This window comes from Nocardia sp. JCM 34519.1 (genome assembly GCF_020361265.1).
In the GTDB taxonomy this organism is placed as follows: domain Bacteria; phylum Actinomycetota; class Actinomycetes; order Mycobacteriales; family Mycobacteriaceae; genus Nocardia; species Nocardia arthritidis_A.
The window spans coordinates 16,937-37,502 of sequence record NZ_JAIRBR010000033.1 but is presented as its reverse complement, the minus strand read 5'-3'; the positions used below and the strand labels follow the sequence as shown (position 1 = coordinate 37,502).

3 protein-coding genes (1 of these 3 only partly in view) are annotated in these 20,566 nt (G+C 69.2%); all 3 read right to left on the bottom strand.

The genetic code is table 11. The features are described from left to right. Positions 1-7: 7 nt before the first annotated feature. Tightly spaced (each overlapping or abutting the next), the 3 genes in view from LGY53_RS41445 to LGY53_RS41435 form a layout consistent with a single transcriptional unit that may run on beyond the window. A complete protein-coding gene (locus tag LGY53_RS41445) occupies positions 8-1,699 on the bottom strand; it encodes an alpha/beta fold hydrolase (RefSeq protein ID WP_225732157.1) in 1,692 nt (563 codons plus the stop codon). After that, a complete protein-coding gene (locus LGY53_RS41440; RefSeq protein ID WP_225732156.1) occupies positions 1,696-13,365 on the bottom strand; it encodes a thioester reductase domain-containing protein in 11,670 nt (3,889 codons plus the stop codon). Before LGY53_RS41440 ends, LGY53_RS41445 begins: the two co-directional genes overlap by 4 nt. Next, on the bottom strand, positions 13,362-20,566 hold the 3' portion of the coding sequence (locus tag LGY53_RS41435; protein ID WP_225732155.1) for a type I polyketide synthase. 14,161 nt of this gene lie beyond the right edge of the window; the window shows 7,205 of its 21,366 coding nt (coding positions 14,162-21,366); its start codon lies beyond the right edge, outside the window; the stop codon is at positions 13,362-13,364. The genes LGY53_RS41440 and LGY53_RS41435 overlap by 4 nt, the downstream gene beginning before the upstream one ends.

Genomic DNA, 20,566 nt, shown 5'->3' with positions numbered 1-20,566 from the left:
CCCTTCATCAGGCGGAGACCGCGGTCGGATGCGACGCGTCCATGCGCGCGGCGATGGCCTCGACCAGTGCGTCGCGCTGGTCGAGGAGGAAGAAGTGGCCGCCGGGCAGCAATTCGGTGGAGCGCACCCCCGGCAGCACATCGCGCCATGCCTCCAGCTGCGTCGGCGCCACCTGATGGTCCGCGCGGCCGCCGAAGAGGTACACCGGGCAGCGCGGCGGTGCGGCGGGTACGAACCGGTAATCGTCGTAGATCTCGAAATCCGTGCGCAGCGCGGGCAGAAACAGCGCCAGCACCTCCGGCGTCTCCAGGACCTCCGGCGGTATGCCGCCGTAATACCTTACAGCGGTGGTGAATTCGTGGTCCGGCAGTGCCGATATCCGGCCCGGGCGCGGCAGGTGCGGTGCGGCGGCGCCCGCCAGAAACAGAGCCTGCGGGGCGATTCCGGTGGGCAGGCGGCGCGCGACCTCGAATGCGGTCAGCGCGCCGAGGCTGTGGCCGAAGAACGCGAAAGGCAGGTCCGTCAGCGGAATCACCTGTGCCAGTGCCGCATCGACGAGTTCGGTGAAACCGCGGATCGGTGTCTGGTTCAGGTGACGCTGCCGGGCTGGCAATTCGACCGTGCACAGTTCCGCCCAGTCGGGCAGGCGGGTGCGCCAATCGGCGTACGCCGTGGCCTTGCCGCCCGCGAACGGGAAGCAGAACAGGCGCAGTCGCGGCGGGCCCGCGGGTTTCCGGTGGATGGTGATGCCGGACGTAACCGGTTGTGCCGCGGTCTCTTTCTTTGCGACGGGCAGTGCCCGCAGATCGGCGACGGATGCGACGCGGGTCACCGTCGCGCCGATGGTTTCGAAGAACTTCGACAGCGGGGCGGACGGGCCCACCTCGTACAGCTCGGTTTTCGCGCGGGTGAGCGCGCGCATATTCGCCGTCCAGCGCACGGGTGCGCCGATCTGGCGGATCAGGTTCTGCACCAGGGTTTCGGGACGGTGGAAATCGCCGGTGTAATTCGATGTCACGGCCACCGCCCGCGCGGCGCGCAGCCGCGGCGCGCATTCGGCCAGCTGTCCGGCGAATTCGGCCTCGATGCCCCGCATCGCCGTCGAGTGGAAGGCCGCGCTCACTCGCAGCGGCACGAACCGCAGCTCCGGAAGCCGTTGCGCCAGTGCGCTCCTGGCCGCCGCGACCGCGGCGGCGCCGCCGCTGATCACCACCTGCTCCGGCGAGTTCTCGTTCGCCACTTCGGCTCCCGCGGCCATCGCGATCTCGACGGCGCCGCTGTCGGCGATATCGGGCAGGATGAGCGCGGCCATCGCGCCGTCCCCCTCGGGTTGCGCCCCCTGCATAAGCGCGCCGCGGGCCCGCACCAGCCGCACCGCGTCCGGGAACTCCAGCACGCCGGCCGCGACCAGCGCCGTGTACTCGCCGAGGCTGTGGCCGCCGAACGCCACCGGCCGCCAACCCAATTCGGTCTCCAATACCCGGTACGCCGCGATCTCCACGGTGAGCACGCACGGCTGGGTGTACTCGGTGCGGTGCAGCCGTGGATCCCGTTCGGTGCAGATCCGCAGCAGATCCGCCCCGACCACCTCGCTCGCGGTCGCGAAAGTCTTCCGGGCCACCGGGAATTCGGCGCACAGGTCCGCGCCCATCCCGACGCGCTGGGCACCCTGGCCCGGAAATACCACGGTGCGGGTCATCTCGCGGCCTCCACGCTCGGGCCGGATCCGGTCGCCGCGCCGGGCTCCGGCAGATAGCCCACCTCGGTGCAGTGCTTCAGGTACACCCGCACCAGCTCTTCCACCGGCGGGCAATCGATTCCGGCCGCGCCGAGCACCCGCCGGGTGTACGCGCAGTCGGCGTAGGAGCTCTCCTCGTAATGGATGGTGCCGAACAGTTCGATGCCGTACTTGAACATCTCCAGCGTCTGGCTGTCGTAGCGCTCGCCCGTTCCGAGACGGTAGATCTCCCGCTCGGTGGCGCGGCGGTGGAATTCCTCCAGCGGGACCAGAGTCACGTCGTAGCCTGCCTTCTGGACATAGCGCACCACGTCGTAGTACCGCTTGATATCCGGATTCGTGAGGTGGTATGTCTCCCGGTACGTGGGCCGGTGCAGGGCGATGTGCACGATCGCGGCGCTCACGTAGTCGACCGGGGTGATATCCCAGTGCACCGGTGTGAGCATGGTCTCGCCGGTCTCGATCATCGTCTTGAGGATGTCGTAGTAGGCGCCCTTCACCGAGACCTCCGAGAACGGATACTGCCCGGTGACGCTGTCGCCCATGATGTTTCCCGGCCGCACGATGTCCCAGCGCAGGCCGCGTTCGCTCGCCGCCCGGATCAGCTTCTCCGACTCGTATTTCGTCTGCTGATACGGCAGATGGTCGTAGCCCTGACCCAATTCGAGGTCGCGCTCGGTGAACGGCGGGTTGTTGAAGTTCAACCGGTCGCCGAGCGCGCTGAAACTCGAGACGTAGACCAGATACCGGCCGCGCGAGCCGAGCGCGAATTCCACCGCCCGCCTCGTGCCTTCGACATTGATCGGGGCCAGCGCGTCGTAGAAGGTGACCAGCGTGGTGCGCCCCGCGGCGTGGACGGTGAGATCGGTCTCCGCCGAAATCCGCTGCCAGGTCGGTTCGTCCAGACCGAAGCGATCCTGCGAGACGTCGCCGAGCACCGCAGTCACCCGTGCGCGGTAGGCCTCGTCGAGCGCACCGTCCGGATCGTAGGTCCGCAGGAAGTGTTGGATACGGCGTTCGGCGGCGACCTGTGACGTGCCGCGGACCAGGCAGGTGATGCGAACATCGGAGTGCGCGAGCAGGTCGTGCAGCAGTTTGCCGCCGAGCACGCCCGTGACGCCGGTGACGAATACCGTGGCCACCGGGATGGGCGCGTCCAGGGTCAGTACCGGAATATCCGCTGCCGCAACGACATTCGATGTCTCAATAGCCGACTTCCCGGCAGTGGGTGTGCCCGTGACGATCCCGTCCCGCACCAGGTAGTCCGCCAGTGATGCGATCGTCGGATACCGCTCGGTCGAATCCGCCGGGATGCGGACGTCGTAGTGCTTCATCAGCCGGTTGAGCATCCGGACCGTCGCTACCGAGTCGAAGCCGAAATCGATGAACTCGGCGTCGAGGTCGAGGTCGGCGGGGTTGGATTTGGTGAGATCGGCGAAGATGTCGCGGATTTCGCCGCACAGGGTGGTGCGGAGTTCGATGTTCTCTGCCTCGGTCGGTTGCGGGGCCGTATCGGGTTGCCGCTCGGCGGCTTCCACCTCGGGCACCGTCGGCTCATCTCGGTGCCCGACGCCATTGGTCCGGTGCCCGTTGCGCCGCTCTGTCATATCGACCGGTTCGGTCGGTTGCGCGACAACCGTTTTCGCGATGATCTGCGGCGGCTCGCCGCGGCGGCGGTAATCCTGCGGCACGATCCAGTGCCTGCGCCGCGCGAACGGATATCCGGGCAGGCTCACGATCCGTCCGAACGCGTTGCCGTACAACCGTTCCCAGTCCACCGTCCACCCGGACGCCCAGAGCTCCGCGAGCCGCGGCAGGTTGCCGGAACGCAGCAGCCCGGCCAGTTCCGCACGGTCGGCATCGGATTCGCCCGCGAGCTCGTCCGCGTCCCGATGGGTCCGCGCCACGCCGTGGAATACCGCGAGCCCCTCCGCGGGACGCGCGCCCGGACCGGTCGCGGCATCGAGCAGTTCGACGAGCTCCGCCGTGCTGGTCGCCACCACGGCGAGCCGGTGTTCGAAGGGCGCCCGGCCGACGGCCAGCGTCCACGCCACATCGGCCAGTGGAATCGGCTGTGCCCGTAGGCGTTGCGCCAGCCGGGTGGCGGCCTCGGCCAGCCTTTCCGCATCGCGGGCCGACAGGACGACCACCCGTGCGCCGTCCTCGGGCTCGCGCGGCGCGGGCGGTTCGGCGTCGGACACGATGACGTGAGCGTTGCCGCCGCCGGCGCCGAATGAACTCACTGCGGTCAGCCGGGGCGATCCGTCGCTGGGACGCGGCCATTCCGTTGGCGTTTCGATGACACGGAACGGGGTGACCGCGAAATCGATACCCGGGTTGGGCGGATCGCTGTGCAGGTTCGGCGCGATGGTGTTCTCCCGCAGTTGCAGCAGCGCTTTCACCACCCCCGCCGCACCCGCCGCGGCCTCCAGATGACCGACGCTCGATTTCGCCGAACCGATACCGCAGTAACCGCGGTCCGGCGTCGTGCGGCGGTACGCCCGTGTCAGCGCGGCGATTTCGATCGGGTCGCCCAGCGCGGTTCCGGTGCCGTGCGCCTCGACATAGCCGATATCGCGCGCGTCGACCCGCGCGACGGTGAGCGCGCGCTCGATCAGCTCTGCCTGCGCCGCCGGATTCGGCACGGTGAACCCGTTCGTGCGGCCGCCGTGGTTGATGGCGCTGCCGCGGATCACGCCGTAGATCCGGTCGCCGTCGGCGCGCGCGTGCCGCAACGGTTTCAGCACCAGTGTGACGACGCCCTCCCCCGGGACGTAGCCGTCGCCGCCGGCGCCGAAGGTGCGGCAACGGCCGTCGCTGGACGCCCAGCGGCCGTAACCGAGCAGCAGGTACTTCCCGGGATGGATCGAGACGTTCACCCCGCCCGCGAGCGCGTAGGCCGACTCGCCGCGCCGCAGGCTCTCGCACGCCAGATGCAGTGCCGTCAGCGAGGCCGAGCACGCCGTATCCACCGCCAGGCTGGGGCCGTGGAAGCCGAACTGATACGAAACCCGGTTCGCCACCGCGAAATAACCCGAGATCGGGATGTTCACGAAAGCTTGGTATTCGGCGTAGCCGACGCCGACGAATACGCCCGCGTCCACCAGCCCGCGGGCGGCCGCGCTGGCGCGCAGGCGATCCGGCGGATATCCCGCGTCCTCCAATGCGGCCCAGGATGTTTCGAGGAACAGCCGCTGCTGCGGATCCATCTCCTCGGCATCCTTCGGCGTGATACCGAAGAAGCGGGCGTCGAATTTGTCTACGTCGTCGAGGAATCCGCCCCAGCGTGCGTAGGTGGTCCCCGGCTCGTCCGGATCGTCGGAAAGGTATGCGCCGTGATCCCAGCGCTGCGGCGGCACCTCGACGATGCAGTCCCGGCCCGCCACCAGGTTGGCCCAGAACTCGTCGATATCGTGTGCCATCGGAAAGCGGCCCGCCATGCCGACGATCGCGATATCGTCCTCGGCGGCAACCGGTTCCATCGACGTCGTCGCAGGGACCGGCTCGGCCGCGACGGCCACGGGCGCTGGCCGCGTACCCGTCAATTCCGTCAGGCGGTCGGCGTACATGTCGGCGAAATAGCCCGCGAGCTCGCGCAGGGTCTGGTACTCGAAGAACAGGGTGCTCGGCAGCTCGCCGAATTCGGCGACCAGCCTGTCGTTCAGCTTGCTGATGAGCACCGAATCGATTCCGTAGTCCTGCAACGGGATCCGGGTGCGGATGCGGGCCGGGTCGAGACGGCAGTACTCGGCGAGCAGACCTTTCAGGTGGTCCTCGGCGACTCGCCACAGCTCCTTCGCCGGGGAGGGTGTCGCTTCGGCAGTGGTTTCGGGCACGGTTTCGGCGGGCACGGTCTCGGTCACCGGTACGTCCGGCACCCAGCAGTGTTCGCGATCGAACCGGTATCCCGGCAGGTGCAACCGCCGCGCGGAATCGTGCGACCACGGCGCGAATTCGACATCCGCCCCTTCGACCCAAGCCCGCGCCGCCGCCACGGGGTCGGTGAGCGTCCGCACCGATCCCGCCGCCACCTCGGGCACGACACCGCTGAAAACCCCTGCGGGATGGTCGCCGTCGGCGAAATCGGCCAGGCGCGCGGCCAGTCCGTCGACGGACTCCGCGACAACGGCCAGCCGGTGTTCGAAGGCCGAGCGGCCGAATGCGAGCGTGTGCGCGATATCCGCGAGCCGCCATTCCGGATGTGCGGCAATCGACCGCCGCAACGTCCGCGCCGCCGCCACCAGGCTGGTCGCGGTCCGCGCCGACAGCACGACCACCTGTGCGCCGCCGATCTCACCGTGTGGTGCGGGAATTCGCGCCGCGGGATAGTCGTCCACCACGAGATGCGCGTTCGTACCGCTGAATCCGAACGAACTCACCGCCGCCCGGCGCGTACCTGCTGGCCAGTCTCTGGTTTCGGTGTTCACGAAGAACGGTGAATTATCCAGTTCCAGTAGTGGATTCACCATATCCGCATGCAGCGTCGGCGGGAGCTTTCCGGCCCGCATCGCCAGCAGCACCTTGAACAGGCCCGCCATTCCGGCCGCATGCGAGGCGTGACCGATATTCGACTTCACCGAGCCGACCGGAATCGTCGCGACCGAATCGGTGTATCGGCGGAAGGCCGCGGTCAACGCCTCGATCTCGATCGGATCGCCCAGTCGCGTTCCGGTGCCGTGTGTCTCGACGTAGCCGATGGTCGCCGGATCGATGCCCGCCGCCCGGTAGACCTCGAGTTCCAGCTCGGTCTGCGATCTGGCACTCGGTGCGGTGATGCCGTTCGTGCGGCCGTCGTGGTTCACCCCGGTGCCACGGATGATGCCGTGGATCGGATCGCCGTCCCGCTCGGCGGCGGCCAGCGGCTTCAGCACGACGACACCGACGCCCTCGGCGATCACGAATCCGTCCGCGTCCGCCCCGAAGGCGGCGCACCGGCCCTGCGCCGACAGCATGCCCATCGACGATGCGAGCAGGTGGTACTCCGGCGTGACGAATACCGCGACACCGCCGGCCAATGCGAGCTCCGATTCACCGGATAGCAGGCTGCGACATGCCTGATGCACGGCGACGAGGGCCGACGAACACGCGGTGTCGAGTCCCATGCACGGACCGGTCAGATCGAGGTGATACGCGACCCTCGCGGGCAGAATGGCCGGGCTGTTGCCGGTGAACATGTGGTGCGAACCGAAGGTCGCCCGATTGCGCAGCAGCGTCGCGTAATCCGAACCCGGTGCGCCCGCGAAGACGCCGCATCGCTTGCGCCGCAGCGACCTCGGATCGATGCCCGCGTCTTCCAGCGCCAGCCAACTGTGTTCGAGGAACAACCGCTGCTGCGGATCCATGTGGTCGGCCTCGGTGGGCACCAGATCGAAGAATGCGGGATCGAAAAGGCCTACGTCGTCGAGGAATCCGCCCCATTTCGAATAGGTCTTCCCAGGGGTCGCCGGGCCGGGCCGGAAATAATCCGCGATCGGCCAGCGGCTCGGCGGCACCTCGGTCACCGAATCGACGCCCGAGGCGAGATTGCGCCAGAACTCGTCGAGATCCGCCGCGCCCGGGAAGCGGCCGGACATGCCGATGATCGCGATATCCATGCCGGATTCCGTTCGGTCCTGCCGGATTTCCGGCTCAGCGGTCCGTCCCGATGGCTCGGCGCGCTTCGGTGGTGCGGCCGGTGTCGGATCGATATCCGCTGTGCGACCTGACGATTCGGATGTTTCCCGCGGCTGCTCCGCGCCCCCGACCTGCGCGACGCGCTGGGCCAGCGCCCGCGCCGTCGGATAGTCGAATACGACCGTCGGCCGCAGCGCGAGCGTGAAGTGGTCGTTGACCCGTTCCACGATCTTCACCGCCAGGATGGAGTCGACGCCGTATTCCGACAGCGGCTGCTCGGGGCGGACTTCGTCCGGTGCGATACCCAGCCCGGCGGCCACGATGCCGATCACCGTGCGCTGCAACGCCTCCGGCACCGCTTGGCGTGGAATATCGTCCACAACAGCAGGTTTCGTTGCCGGGAACGCCGCGTCAGCGGGTCGGGGATCGTCGAGTTCCAGCTCACCCGCAGCCATTTCGTGCCATGCCGCAAGCAGCCGGAAACTCGGTTCCGCGTCATCGCACAGGCCCGGACCCCAGGCGTGTATGCCGCTGAATCCGGCCCGCATCAGCGCCGACCGCCACTGATCCTCGGACAGCAGCGGCGAATTCACGATGCGCAGTTCCGGATCGCGGTAGCCGTGCCAGCCGTCGAGCAGGCCGAAGGTCAGTGCCAGCACCTCGAGATCGGTGGTCACCTCGGTGAACGCGAGAACCCCGCCCGGCGCGAGCAGCCGCCGGATCCGCCCGAGGGTCGGGCCGATCTCACCGACCGCGTGTAAGACGTTGGCGCACAAGATGAGATCGGCGCAACCCGCCGGGAATCCCTGTGCGGCGGCATCCGCCTCGATATCGAGAACACCGAAGCGCATCCGCGGCTCGTCCGCGAAGGTGCGCCTGCCGTGCGCGACGAAGCTCGCCGCGATATCCGTGTAGTGGTACTCGAACGCGACGCCCGAGCCGGAAAGCGCGGCCAGTGCCGCGTGCGTCGAACCACCGGTGCCCGCACCGATTTCCAGCACCCGCAGCGGCCTGTCGCCGGTCCGGCCGCGGGCCACCGCGCCGATCAGATCGGCCAGCAGGCCGTTCGCGAAATCGTATGCGGTGTTGCCGCGATAGATCGCGGAAACCAGTTCCAGCTCGCCGCGCGGGAACAGCACCTCCGTCGCGGCCATTTCGCCCCGCAGCACCCGCTGGTAGCTGTCGAGACACGAATCCAGCAGCGCGACATAGGCTTCGCAGCCCGGGAAGCGCGCCAACAGATCGGCCCGCATCCAGGCCGACCCCGGCGGTGGCCCGATCACCCGCAGCCGGTCGTCGGCCCGCTCGACCAGCCCGTGCCGGTACAGGATGTCCAGGCAACTGGTCAGCAGGCGCTGATACTCCGTTCGCACACCCAACATTTCGCGCACCGACCACACCGGCCATTCCCCGATGGTCAGGCCCATCTCGAACAGCACGCCGTAGAGCCGGACGGCCGCGTAACGGTTGAGTTCCGGTTGTCCGGGTTCCATAACGCCACCGCGCCGCGCCACCCGCTCGAATTCGGCGACGGCACTGTCGAAATCGGTGCGCGGCCGATCGAGGATCCAGTAATCGCGTTGATCGAAGGGGTATCCCGGCAGCGGCACCCGCCGAGACGGGGCACCGTGCCGGGCCCAATCGATCGCCGCTCCGGTTACCCACGCCCGCGCCAGATCGGTATCGGATGTCCCGGACGGTTGCTGCGCCACACCGGATTCCGCTTCCCCCGTGAACACCGCGCCCGGCTCGCCCGCCCGGAATCCGTCCAGCGCGGCGGCCACCGCGGCGGGTGTCGTCGCCACCAGCGCGAGACGATGCGCCAACGCGGGACGGCCCAGCCGCAGGGTCCGCACCGCATCGGTGAAATCGGCCGGATCCAGGGTGCGGAAGTGCTCGGCCATGATCCCGGCGTAGTGCCGCAATCGTTCCGCCGACCGCGCCGACAGTACGAATATCTCCGGCGCGCCGGACGGTACCGGCCGGACTCGGTCGTCTACGAATTCCGCAAGTACCACATGAGCGTTCGCGCCGCCCGCACCGAAAGCGCTGATACCGGCTCGGCGCGGCTGTGCCACCCCGGCCGACGTCCGCTGTGGCCAGTCTTGCAGCTCCCGCGGCAGCTGGAACGGTGTCGAGTGGAACGCGATCGCCGGATTCGGCTGCGCCGCATGCAGTGTCGGCGCGATCCTGCCATGCCGGAATTGCAGCAGAATCCTGGTCAGGCCCGCGACGCCCGCCGCTGCCTCCAGATGGCCGATGCTCGACTTGGTCGCGCCGAGCGCACGTGGCCGGGCGTCCTTCACGGAATGTCCGAATACCATTGCCAGTCCGGCGATTTCGATTGGATCGCCGAGCGCGGTTCCGGTGCCGTGCGCCTCGAGATAGTCGATATCCGACGACGCGAGCCCCGCCTCGTCGAGGGCCTCGGCGATCACCTCGGCCTGCGCGACCGGATGCGGCACACTGTAACCCGCGGTCTGCCCTCCGTGGTTCACCGCGCTGCCCAGGATCAACCCGTGGATGGTGTCGCCGTCGGCGAGCGCGCTGCGCAGCGGTTTGAGATACAGCGCGCCGACGCCCTCGCCCGGCACATAACCGTCCGCACCCGCCGCGAACGGTTGGCAGCGGCCACTTTCCGACAGCATGCCGATACCGCTCAGCAGCCGGAATTTATCCTCGTGCAGCAGCAGATTCACCCCGCCGACCAGCGCGGCGTCACATTCGCCCGCCAACAGGGCGCGCCGCGCGAGATGCAGCGCGGTGAGCGAGGCCGAGCAGGCGGTGTCCACGGTGAGGCTCGGCCCGCGCAGGCCGAGCGTGTACGAGGTCCGGTTCGCGATCGACGACGGAATCGACGCCACCGCAACGGGATCCCCGCTGCGGCTGGCCTCGACGCCGAGCAGCCGGTAATCGCTCCAGGTGGTTCCGACGTAGACGCCGACCCGCCGGTCTCGTACGGCGGGCTCGTCGTGGTGGTATCCGGCGTGCTCCAACGCCCCGTACGCCTGCTGCAGGAACAGCCGCTCCTGCGGGTCGAGCAGCGGTGCGTGCGCGGGCGGTATGCGGAAGAACATCGGATCGAAACCCGCTACGTCGCGCAGGAATCCGCCGACAAACGGCTTGCCGCGGGTATTCGCCAGCCACCATCGCCGCGCCGGAACCGGCCCGACCGCGTCGTGGCCGTCACGTAGATTGCGCCAGAACTCGTCCACGTCGTCGGCATCCGGATACCGGCCGCTGTATCCGACTATGGCGATCGCGTTTTCGGTCGCCGGTCGCGAAATATTCGCCGCCGCCGGCATATCCGCTGCCGCCGGTTCGACGACCGGCCGCAACCGGGCCCGGATGGCGGCCGGATCGCCCCACACATACGCCGTATGGGCGTACTCACCCGTACCCGCCGCGAGGAGCAGATCCAACCCGATCTCGGTGGGCAGCAGGCCGACTCCGGCGCGACGTAGCGCATCGATATGTTCGCGCGGCGGCAACATGCCGCCCTCTGCCCACAGCGGCCATCCGATTGCGACCACCCGGGGCCCGCCGTCCCGGGGCCGCTCGGCGGTCACGTCCAGGTACCGGTTCGCCGCGGCGTAGTCCGCCTGCCCCGGGTTGCCCAGTACCGCCGATACCGACGAGAACAGTACGAGCAGCCCGGCGTCCGGCATCGCGGCGGCCAACCATTCGACACCGCAAACCTTCGGTGCCAGAACGACTTTCGCCGCCTCTGCCCCGGCACCGGCGACCAGTCCGTCGCGCAGTTCGCCGGCACCGTGGTAGACGACACCGATGCGTCCGTAGGTCGCGCGGGTGATCGCGGCGATCCGGTCGACGTCCGCGGCGACGGCGAGATCAGCTCGCACGTGCACCGCTTCGCCGCCGAGCTCGGTGATCTCGGCCAATAGGCGCGCGCCGGTGGCATCGAGCGGGCGGCGCGACACCAGCACCAGCCTCGCCCGATAGCGGGCCGCCAGCCTCCGGGCCAGTAGCCCGCCGATCCCACCGAACCCGCCGGTGATCACCGCGACCGCGCCGTCGGCCAGCGACGGATCACCGATCGCGGCGGCGATTTCGCGTATCTGTCTGGTCTCGCGCCCGCCATTGCGGTAGCGGATTTCGGTGGCCGGATCATCCTGTGCCACAGCGAGTTCGGCGCGCACGACCGTAGCGGCGTCCGTCGTGCTGTCACAGCACACCGAACGCAGTACCGGATGCGGTTGCTCGAGCCGGAGCGTTCGGGCGAATCCACCGATCATGGCCGCACCGGATTCACCGGCCCTGCCGTCGTCGAATACGGCGAGGATGCGGCGCACCGGTGCGTCCGGCAGTTCGCCGATCGCCCGAACCAATTCGCGCAACGGCAGGTAGACCTGGTCGATCAGCAGCTGCGGGTCGTAGTCGACGTCGGCGAGCCGATCACCCCACAGATACACTGCGGCATCGAAAGCGTCTGGGCGGGTGGACAATTCCACCAGCAGTTGGCGGATATGAGTCGGATTCGCCGGGTCGATCACGAAATCGGTCGCATCGGCGGCGAATTCGAATCCGGGGCGGACCCGGACGAGCGCCGCACCCTCGCCGCGATACGGCCGTTCCGCAGTGTCGAATACGAGCAGGCGGTCCGGCGCCTGCGCCGAAGGCGTCCCCGCATCGGATCGCCACTCGAAACCGAAGGCGAACAACGCATCACGGCTCGGGTCGGGCGATGCAGCGGGTGGTGGTGTCGGCGAAGGCGCTTCTCCCATCCCTGCCGCTGAGGCCCTTGCCGCCGGAACCTCGGCGGATACCGTTGTCGCCTCGCGCCCCGGTGCCGGTTCCGGCTCGGCGCGCCGGTACCGTCCACCGACCTTCTCCGCGAGATGACCGGCCAAGGCATCGATCGTCTGGTATTCGAAAAGCAGTGTGGGATACAGCGGTTCGCCGACCCGTGCCTCCAGCTCGGCGGTCAGGCGGAGCAGGCGGCCGGAATCGAGGCCGAGCTCGTAGAAGCCGACATCGGTGGCGATCGATGTCGCCTGCAAACCCAACTCGGCGGAGACCAGCAGGACCAGGTCCGCGGTGATCGCGGACCGCGGATCGCCCGTATCCGCCACCTCGGTGGTATCCGCGACCGTCGCCATGGCGACCCGCGCCGGTTCCGCCGCTACCAGTCGTTCGATATCGGCGCTGCCGCGAACTCGCTTGGAGGTCAATTCGTATTCGGCGATCGGCGCCCCGTCCGCCCCCCACACGGCAACGTCCGCCTGGAGCAGATCCGTACCGCCGCCGCGCACGGTAGCCCGTACATATACCCGCTCCGGGGTTGCGCGCCATGCCCGCACCTTGCCGAAGTAGATCGGTATGAAGGCGCTTTCGTCGTCCACGCCCAGGCGGGCCGGATCGACGAACGGCACGATCGTCGACGCGTCCAGGAAGGTCGGATGCAGCAGGAAACCGGGCAGGTGTTGCCCGGCCTCCGCACCGAGACCGAGCTCCGCGACGACGGTATTCTCCCGCCGGGCGAAAATGCCTGTCGCCCGCATGAATTCGCGATGTTCGATGCCGCGGGCACCGCTCTGCCCGTACATTTCGGCGAGCGCGCGACCGTCACCGAGCTCAGCGCGCAACGCACCGATATCCGCGACGGCCGGTTCGGTAGGCGAATCAGCAACCGCGACAACACATTCGGCGATCTGGGCGACAGGCCCGACCGGGGTGCCCGCCGCGTCGAGACGCTGCGCATCGATGCGGATCCGCACCGTGCCCGCCCGCTCCGGCCGTCCATCGGTATGGCGGGTCACCAAGAACGTGATCCGCACGGCCCCTGCCGAATCCAGCGCCACCGGCCGGTGGAACAGCGCCTCCCGGATCACCAGGTCGGTGGGCAGGTGTCCGGCGGCCATGGCGGCGCGCAGAATCGTGTCCAGGTACACGACGCCCGGCAGGATCCGCACCCCGTGTACCCGGTGATCGCGCACCACGGGATCGTCGGCCCGCACCGTCGTCGCGAAGCTGCCCAGTCGAATCTCGTTCATACCAGGGGCTCCACGCGCAGGAAGGACGGAACGGGCACGGCGGGCGCCGGGACGAGCAGGCGCTGCGGCGGTTGCGCCTCGCGCGTAACGGTTTTCGGCAGCATGTAGCTCCTCTTGCGGAATGCCGGCGGCGACAGCGGGTTCCGCACCGGGCGGTGCGCCGTCGGCGCCTGTTCGACGATCAGGTGAGCGTTGGTGCCGCCGAAGCCGAACGAGCTGACGCCCGCCGCCCGGGGCCTGCCGTCGGCGGGCCGCCACGGCCGCAATTCGCGGTTGACGTAGAGCGGCGAGCCGGTGAAAGCGAAGCGCGGGTTGAGAGCCGCGCAGTGCAGCGACGGCGGCAGCGCGCCGTGATGCACCGCCAGAATGGCTTTCACGGCACCGGCGATACCCGCCGCCGAAAGCAGATGCCCGATATTGGTTTTCACGCTGCCTACCGCGCACGGCTCCAGCGCGCCGCGATCGCCGAGCACCGTGGCCAGCGCCTTGAGCTCGATCGGGTCGCCGATCATCGTTCCGGTGCCGTGCGCCTCGACATAGGACAGCGCGTCCGGCGCCATGCCCGCCGATTCCAGTGCGGCCGTGATGACCTCGATCTGCGCGTGCATATTCGGGGTGGTGATGCCCATGGTGTGGCCGTCGTTGCCGATGGCGGAACCGCGCAGCACCGCGTATATCCGGTCGCCGTCGGCGACGGCGTCGTCGAGGCGTTTGAGCATCAGCAGCGCCGCGCCCTCGCCGGGTACGAAACCGTCGGCGTGTTCGGAGAAGGTGGCGCAGCGGCCGTTCGGGGAAAGCACACCCGCGGCGGCGAGCGTCACGAACGGCATTTCGTCCAGCAGCACCTCGACGCCGCCCGCCAGCGCCGCGTCGAGTTCGCCCCCGCGCAGCGCCTGGCAGGCCAGGTGCACCGAGACCAATGAGGATGAGCACGCGCTGTCGAGTACGAGATTCCCGGCGTGCCAATCGAAATAGTCGGAGATGCGGGCCGCGATGAAGTTCTGCCCGATCCCGACGATGGTGTTGCGGTCGGCCACCGGAATCCGGTTGACGTAGTTGGCCGCCCTGCTACCCGCGTACACGCCGATTCGCTTGCCCGCCAGATCCGCTCGCCGGTAGCCCGCGTCGGCGGTGGCCATCGCCGACACCTCCAGCAGCAACCGCTGCAGCGGGTCGAGCTGCCATGCCAGCGCCTCGCCGATGCCGAAGTATTCCGGATCGAACAGGTCGATACCGTCGACGAACCCGCCCCATTTGCTGTTGGTGCGGCCGGGGCCGCCGCTCGGGTGGTAGTAGACCGACGGATCCCACCGCGCCGGATCCACCTCGCGGATACCGGATTCGCCGTCGGCGAGCAGCCGCCAGAAGGCGTCCGGGCCGTCACCGCCCGGCAGGCGGCAGCCGATTCCGACCACGGCGATCGGCTCCGCCGTCCGCCCCGAACCACTCCCGCGGCCCCGGCTCGAGTATTGCGCGGTATAGGGTACGGACCCCGCCTTCTGTCCCGAAAACTCATCGGGCTCAGGCGAGCTCGCGCCGAAGCGGGCCGGATACCGATCGGTCAGCAGTCCGGCGAGCGCGTCCAGCGTCGGGAATTCCAGCACCAGCGCCGGATCGAATGGTTCGCCGACCACCTCTTCGATGCGCCGGACCGCCGAGGCGATCAGCACCGAATCGGCGCCGTACTCCTCGAATCGGCGGTGTCCCTCGAATTTGGCCGGGGCCAGCTTCAATTCGTCGGAGAAGATCTGTAGCAGCTCCCGGAAGGCCACATTCGCGCCATGCCCGGATTCGGCGGCCCACACCGGCACACGGTCGTCCGGTACCGGCGCGGGACGCGCTGTCGTGGGCTCGAACGACGCCCGCGTCGAAAGCTCCAGCCGCGCGCCGAGATACGGCAGCACCACGGGCGCGTCGGAGATGCCGAGGATGCCGTCGAGCAGCCGGATGCCGTCGGCCGCGGTCAGCGTCGGCAGCCCCGTGGCCAGGTAGGCGGCGGTGTCAGCCGCACCGAATCCGGTGTCCCGGAACGACGGCCAGTTCACCGAGCGGAACCAGGTGCGCCCCTTCGCATGCTGTGCCTCGGCGAAGCGGTCGAGGTGCGCGTTCGCCATCGCGTAGTCGGACAACCCGACCGAAAGTCCTGGCAGCACCGCCGAGACCGAGGAGAACAGCACGAAGAAGTCGGGCCGGTCCGCCGCGAGCACGGCGGCCAGTGCCTCGGTGCCCGCGAGTTTGGGGGCGAGTACCGCGGCCACACCCGGTCCGGTCTTCCGGACGAAGGCCGGGCTCTCGGTGGAAACCGCACCGGCACAGTGCAATACGCCACCGATCGGCCCGAGCTCACGCCGCACCTCGGTGAAGAATCGGTCCAGCGCTGCGACATCGGTGAGCTCGCCGGAATATGTGCGCACCGCGACCCCATCGGCCCGCAGCGCGAGCAGCCTGCGCACCTTGACGGCGTCCGGGCGGTCGCTCGCCGCCAGCCGGTCCCACGTTTCTTCGGGCGGTAGCGGCTCACGACCCATGATCACCAGTCGCCGCGCGCCCCGGGCGGCCAGCGCGGCCGCGAATTCCGCACCGAGACCGCGGGTTCCGCCGGTCACCACGTAGGTGCGGGTGGGGTCGACGGTCAACCCGCCCGCCGGCGTCGTGGCGGAGAGCTCGATCCGCTCGCGCACTCCGGCCCGGTAGCGCACCCGCGGGGCGCCATCCGTTGCGGCGTATTCGGTACCGAGTATTGCGAGCAGCCGCTCGGCCGTCACCGCCGCCCGCTCCTCGGCGAGTTCGATGCCGCGGGTGCGCACCTGACCGATTTCGGCGGCCAGACCCGCCGCCAGACCGCCGAGGGGGGCGAACTCCGGACCGTCGCTGCCCGGATGCCCGGCGCTGACGTGCAGCAGCACGAGTCCGGCCCCGCGGGCATCGATCACGCCCTGGTAGAAGCCGATTCGGCCGAGATCGGCCGCCGCGACGTCGCCCATGCCGACCCGCTTCAGATCACACACGTCGACCACACACTCGGTGTCCGGAAAGCGGGCCAGCATGGCGCGACCGAGTTCCGCGCCCGCGCCGAAGTCCGTGCGGCCCAGTCCATCCGGACGGTCGCCATCGGTGACCCGCACCATCCGACCCGGATCGCCCACCGCCGCGAACAGAGCATGCACCAGCGGCTTCGGTGTCCCGGCGTCATATACGAACAGCGCACGCCGGACCGGGAATTCGCCGGCCGGTGCCGCGGCCGCACGCCAAACAGGCACCAGCGCGCGGATATCCGGCTCCGCCGGTGCGGGAGCCGCCACAACCGCACGTTTTTCGTCCGAGCCGATCTGTTCCGGTACGTCCGGAATCCAGTACCGCTCCCGCGCGAACGGATAGGTGGGCAGCGGGATGCGGCGACGTGTTCCGCTGCCGCGCACCGCTTCCCAATCGATATCCGCACCCCCGAGCCAATCGGCGACCCGGCTGTCCGTCACCGAGATCGTGGCCTCCGGAACCCACGCGCGCACCGCGGCACGCAGTTCTGTCAGATCACGTGCGACGAAGACGGTCCGTGAACCACCCGCCTGCCGTCCGACCTGCATGGTGTACGCCAGATCCGCGAGGTTCGGCTCGTGATCGGCGAGGTGACGATCCAGTGCGCCGACGTATTCGGCGAGGCGCTGCGTATCGCGCGCCGAGACCGGAACCACCTGCGCGCCAGACCATTCCGACACCGGCCGCCGATCGATGTACTCCTCCACCACCACGTTCGCGTTCGAGCCGCCGGCGCCGAACGAGCTGATGGCGGCCCGCCGCCGCCGGTCTGCGCCGCCGCTCGGCCACGGCAGCGGCCGGTCCGGGATGCGGAACGGGGTCGCGCCGAAATCGATATTCGGATTCGGCGGGTCGGCGTGCAGCGACGCGACGATCGTCTCGTGCCGCAGTTGCAGCAGCACCTTGGTGAGCGCCGCGACACCCGCGGCCGCCTCCAGATGTCCGACATTCGACTTCACCGAACCGATCGGCAGCTCCGTCAGCTCGGTATCACCGAATACCTTGGCCAGACCGTTGATTTCGATCGGATCGCCGAGTGCGGTCCCGGTGCCGTGTGCCTCGACGTAGGAGATCGTCCCCGGATCGACACCGCCGGTGCGCAGCGCCGAACGGATCACCGCCGCCTGCACATTCGGATTCGGCACCGTGAAACCGTTCACCCGGCCACCGTGGTTCACGGCGGTGCCCTTGATGACCGCGTGGATGGTGTCGCCGTCGGCCTCCGCGTCGGCGAGGGGACGCAGCACCAGCGCGCCGACCCCTTCGCCCGCCACATATCCGTCGCCGCCCGCCCCGAACGAGCGGCAACGGCCGTCGCTGGACGCGAACTGGCCCTGGCTCAGCGCGACGAATTTGTACGGGTGCAGCGACAGATTCACACCGCCGACCACAGCCAGTCGGCATTCCCCGGTCCGCAGGCTCTGGCAGGCCAGGTGCAGCGCGGTGAGCGAGGATGAGCACGCGGTGTCGATCGCCATGCTCGGCCCCTGGAAGTCCAGCACATGCGACACCCGGTTCGCGATGCTCCAGAACGTCGAGCCGGGCAGCGTGGCCCGGCCGAGCCTCGCCTCCTCGGCGCCGAACATCTGGTACGTGCCCCACATGACTCCGACGAAAACGCCCGCCTCCTCGGGACGTAACCCGCGGCGCGCCAGACCGGCCCTGGTGTGCCCGGCGTCTTCCAAAGCGGCCCAAGCGGTTTGCAGGAACAGCCGTTCCTGCGGGTCCAGGATTTCGGCCTCGCGCGGCGAGATGGCGAAGAACAGCGGATCGAAACGGTCGACGTCGTCGAGGAAGCCGCCCCACTTGGTGTACGCGGTGTACGGGTGATGGCGATCCGGATCGAAATACCGCGACTGATCCCAACGCTCCCGCGGGATTTCGGTGATGCAGTCCCGTCCCTCGATCAGCACCCGCCAGTATTCGTCCAGATCGCGGGCGCCGGGATAGCGCCCGCTCACCCCGACGATCGCGATATCGCCGACGGCGGATCGCGGCGGTTCGGCGGCCACGGTCGCGCCACCGGCGACCGGTCGCGGCGGTGCCGCGGCCGCACCTGCGCCGTGGTTCGCCGCGCCCGGCACGACCTGCCCGTTCGGCTCGCGGACCGGCCGGTCCTGCGTCGAAATCTGCTGCCCGGCAGCCCTGCCCAACTTCGTCAGCAGCCCGACGATGGCGCGCGGGGTCGGATATTCGAAGGCGAGTGTCGCGGGCAGCCGGTGACCGCTGCGCCGCGCCAGCTCGTCGCGGATCTCGATGGCGGCCACCGAATCCAACCCGAGCTCGTGCAGCGGGCGATCCAGGTCCGCATCGGGGGCCAGACCGACGCACCGGCGCACCAGCTCGATCGTCTCCGACTCGAAATTTGCGTCCCCGGAGGCTATTACGGATATATACTGCCGCTCACCCGGTGCCACCATGTCGTGCAAGACATCGGGCACGTCCGCGCCCGGGGTGCTCAGGCTCGTAAGCTTCAGCGCCACACCGACGACCGCGCCGTCGAATCCGGATTCCAGTGTCCGATCCAGGATGTCGAGGGCCTGATCAGTGGTGAGCAGCCCATATCCGCGGCGGGCCAGGTGGCCGACGGCCCGCTCGTCCAGACGGTCCATCATCCCGGTCCGCGCCCACGGACCCCAGGCGATTGACAGCGCCGGAAGCCCAGCGGCGCGCCGCGATTCGGCCAAGCCGTCCAGGAAGGCGTTGGCGGCCGCGTAATTCGACTGTCCCGGCTGGCCGAGCACACCCGCCGCCGAGGAGAACAGCACGAAGAACCGTGGGGATCGCGCCGTGGTCAGCTCGTGTAAGTACCACGCGCCGTGTGCTTTCGGTGCGAGTACCGCCCCGGTCCGCGTGGCCGTCTGCTCGAGCACCGAGCCGTCGTCGATCACACCGGCGAGGTGCACCACCCCGGCGAGCGGCGACAGTTCGCGATCGATGCGGTCCAGGGTGGCGGCGACGGCGGCGCGATCGGTGACGTCCAGCGCGACGGTTTCGACGTGCACGCCACGGCGGCGCAGCTCCTGGATAGTGTCGGCCGCCGCCCTGCTCGGCGCCGACCGGCCCGCCAGCACCAACCGGCGCGCGCCCCGCTCGACGAGCCGGCGCGCCAGCGCGAGCCCGATACCGCCCAGCCCGCCGACGATCAGCACCGTTCCGGATTTCATCGCCGCGATCGCGTCGGCATCGCGCCCGGCTCGGCGCGACCGGGCCGCCACCAACCTCGGCACCAGCCGGTCTCCGGCGCGGAGCGCGAGCTGGCGGGGCGTATCGCCGTCGAGCATGGCGGCGACCAGGCCGTCCGGATTCCTGATCGCCTGATCATCCAAATCGATAATGCGGCAGCCGTTTTCACTCAGTTCGCGCTGCGCGGCACGGGCGAAACCCCAGAGCGCCGCCTGATCCGGCGCGACCCGGTCCACCGGACAGACCGCTTGGGCATCGCGGGTGAGCAGCCACAGGTCCGCGCCCGCGGCCGACTGCACGAGATGCAGTGCCGCGACCACCTCGCGGATCGATCGGTCGGGAACCGCCGCGCTGTCTTCGGAAAGTGCTGCCGCATAAACGATCCCGCGCAAACCGTTTAACGTGCCGAGCAGTTCCCTGGTGTCCGCGGGCGAGGAGAGGTCCACCTCGAAACCGTCCGCGACAGCGCCGAATTTCCGGCCGGGCCGGGCGAGCACACAGTCCGCGCCCGCGGTTCGCAACCGGGCGGCGATGGCGTCGGCCGGGCCACCGGCCGTCCCGATCACCAGCCAGCGTCCCCCCGCGACCCCTGGTCTCGCCGGAGCGGCTGCGCGCCACGCAATTTCATAGAGGTGCTGGTGCGCTCCAACGTCGGGTTCGCCGCGGTCTCGCCGTTCGGCGGCGGTCCGCATGATTCGCAATCCCGCCGCGATCAGCACGGGATCGCCCTTCTCGTCGAGTAGTCGAACGTCGGCGACGAACACCTGCGGCGTCGACGTCACCACCCGCACATGGCCGTAGCGCGCGCTGATCCGTCCGGTCGGGACCACCGCCCGGTCGATCGCCACCGGCACCCACGTCGCATCCGCCGACTCCGCCGGAATCGCGGCGATGGTGGCCTGGAACGCCGCGTCCAGCAGCACCGGATGCGGCATCTCCGCGCCGGTCTCGGTATCCGGATCCGACAGCGTCACCACGG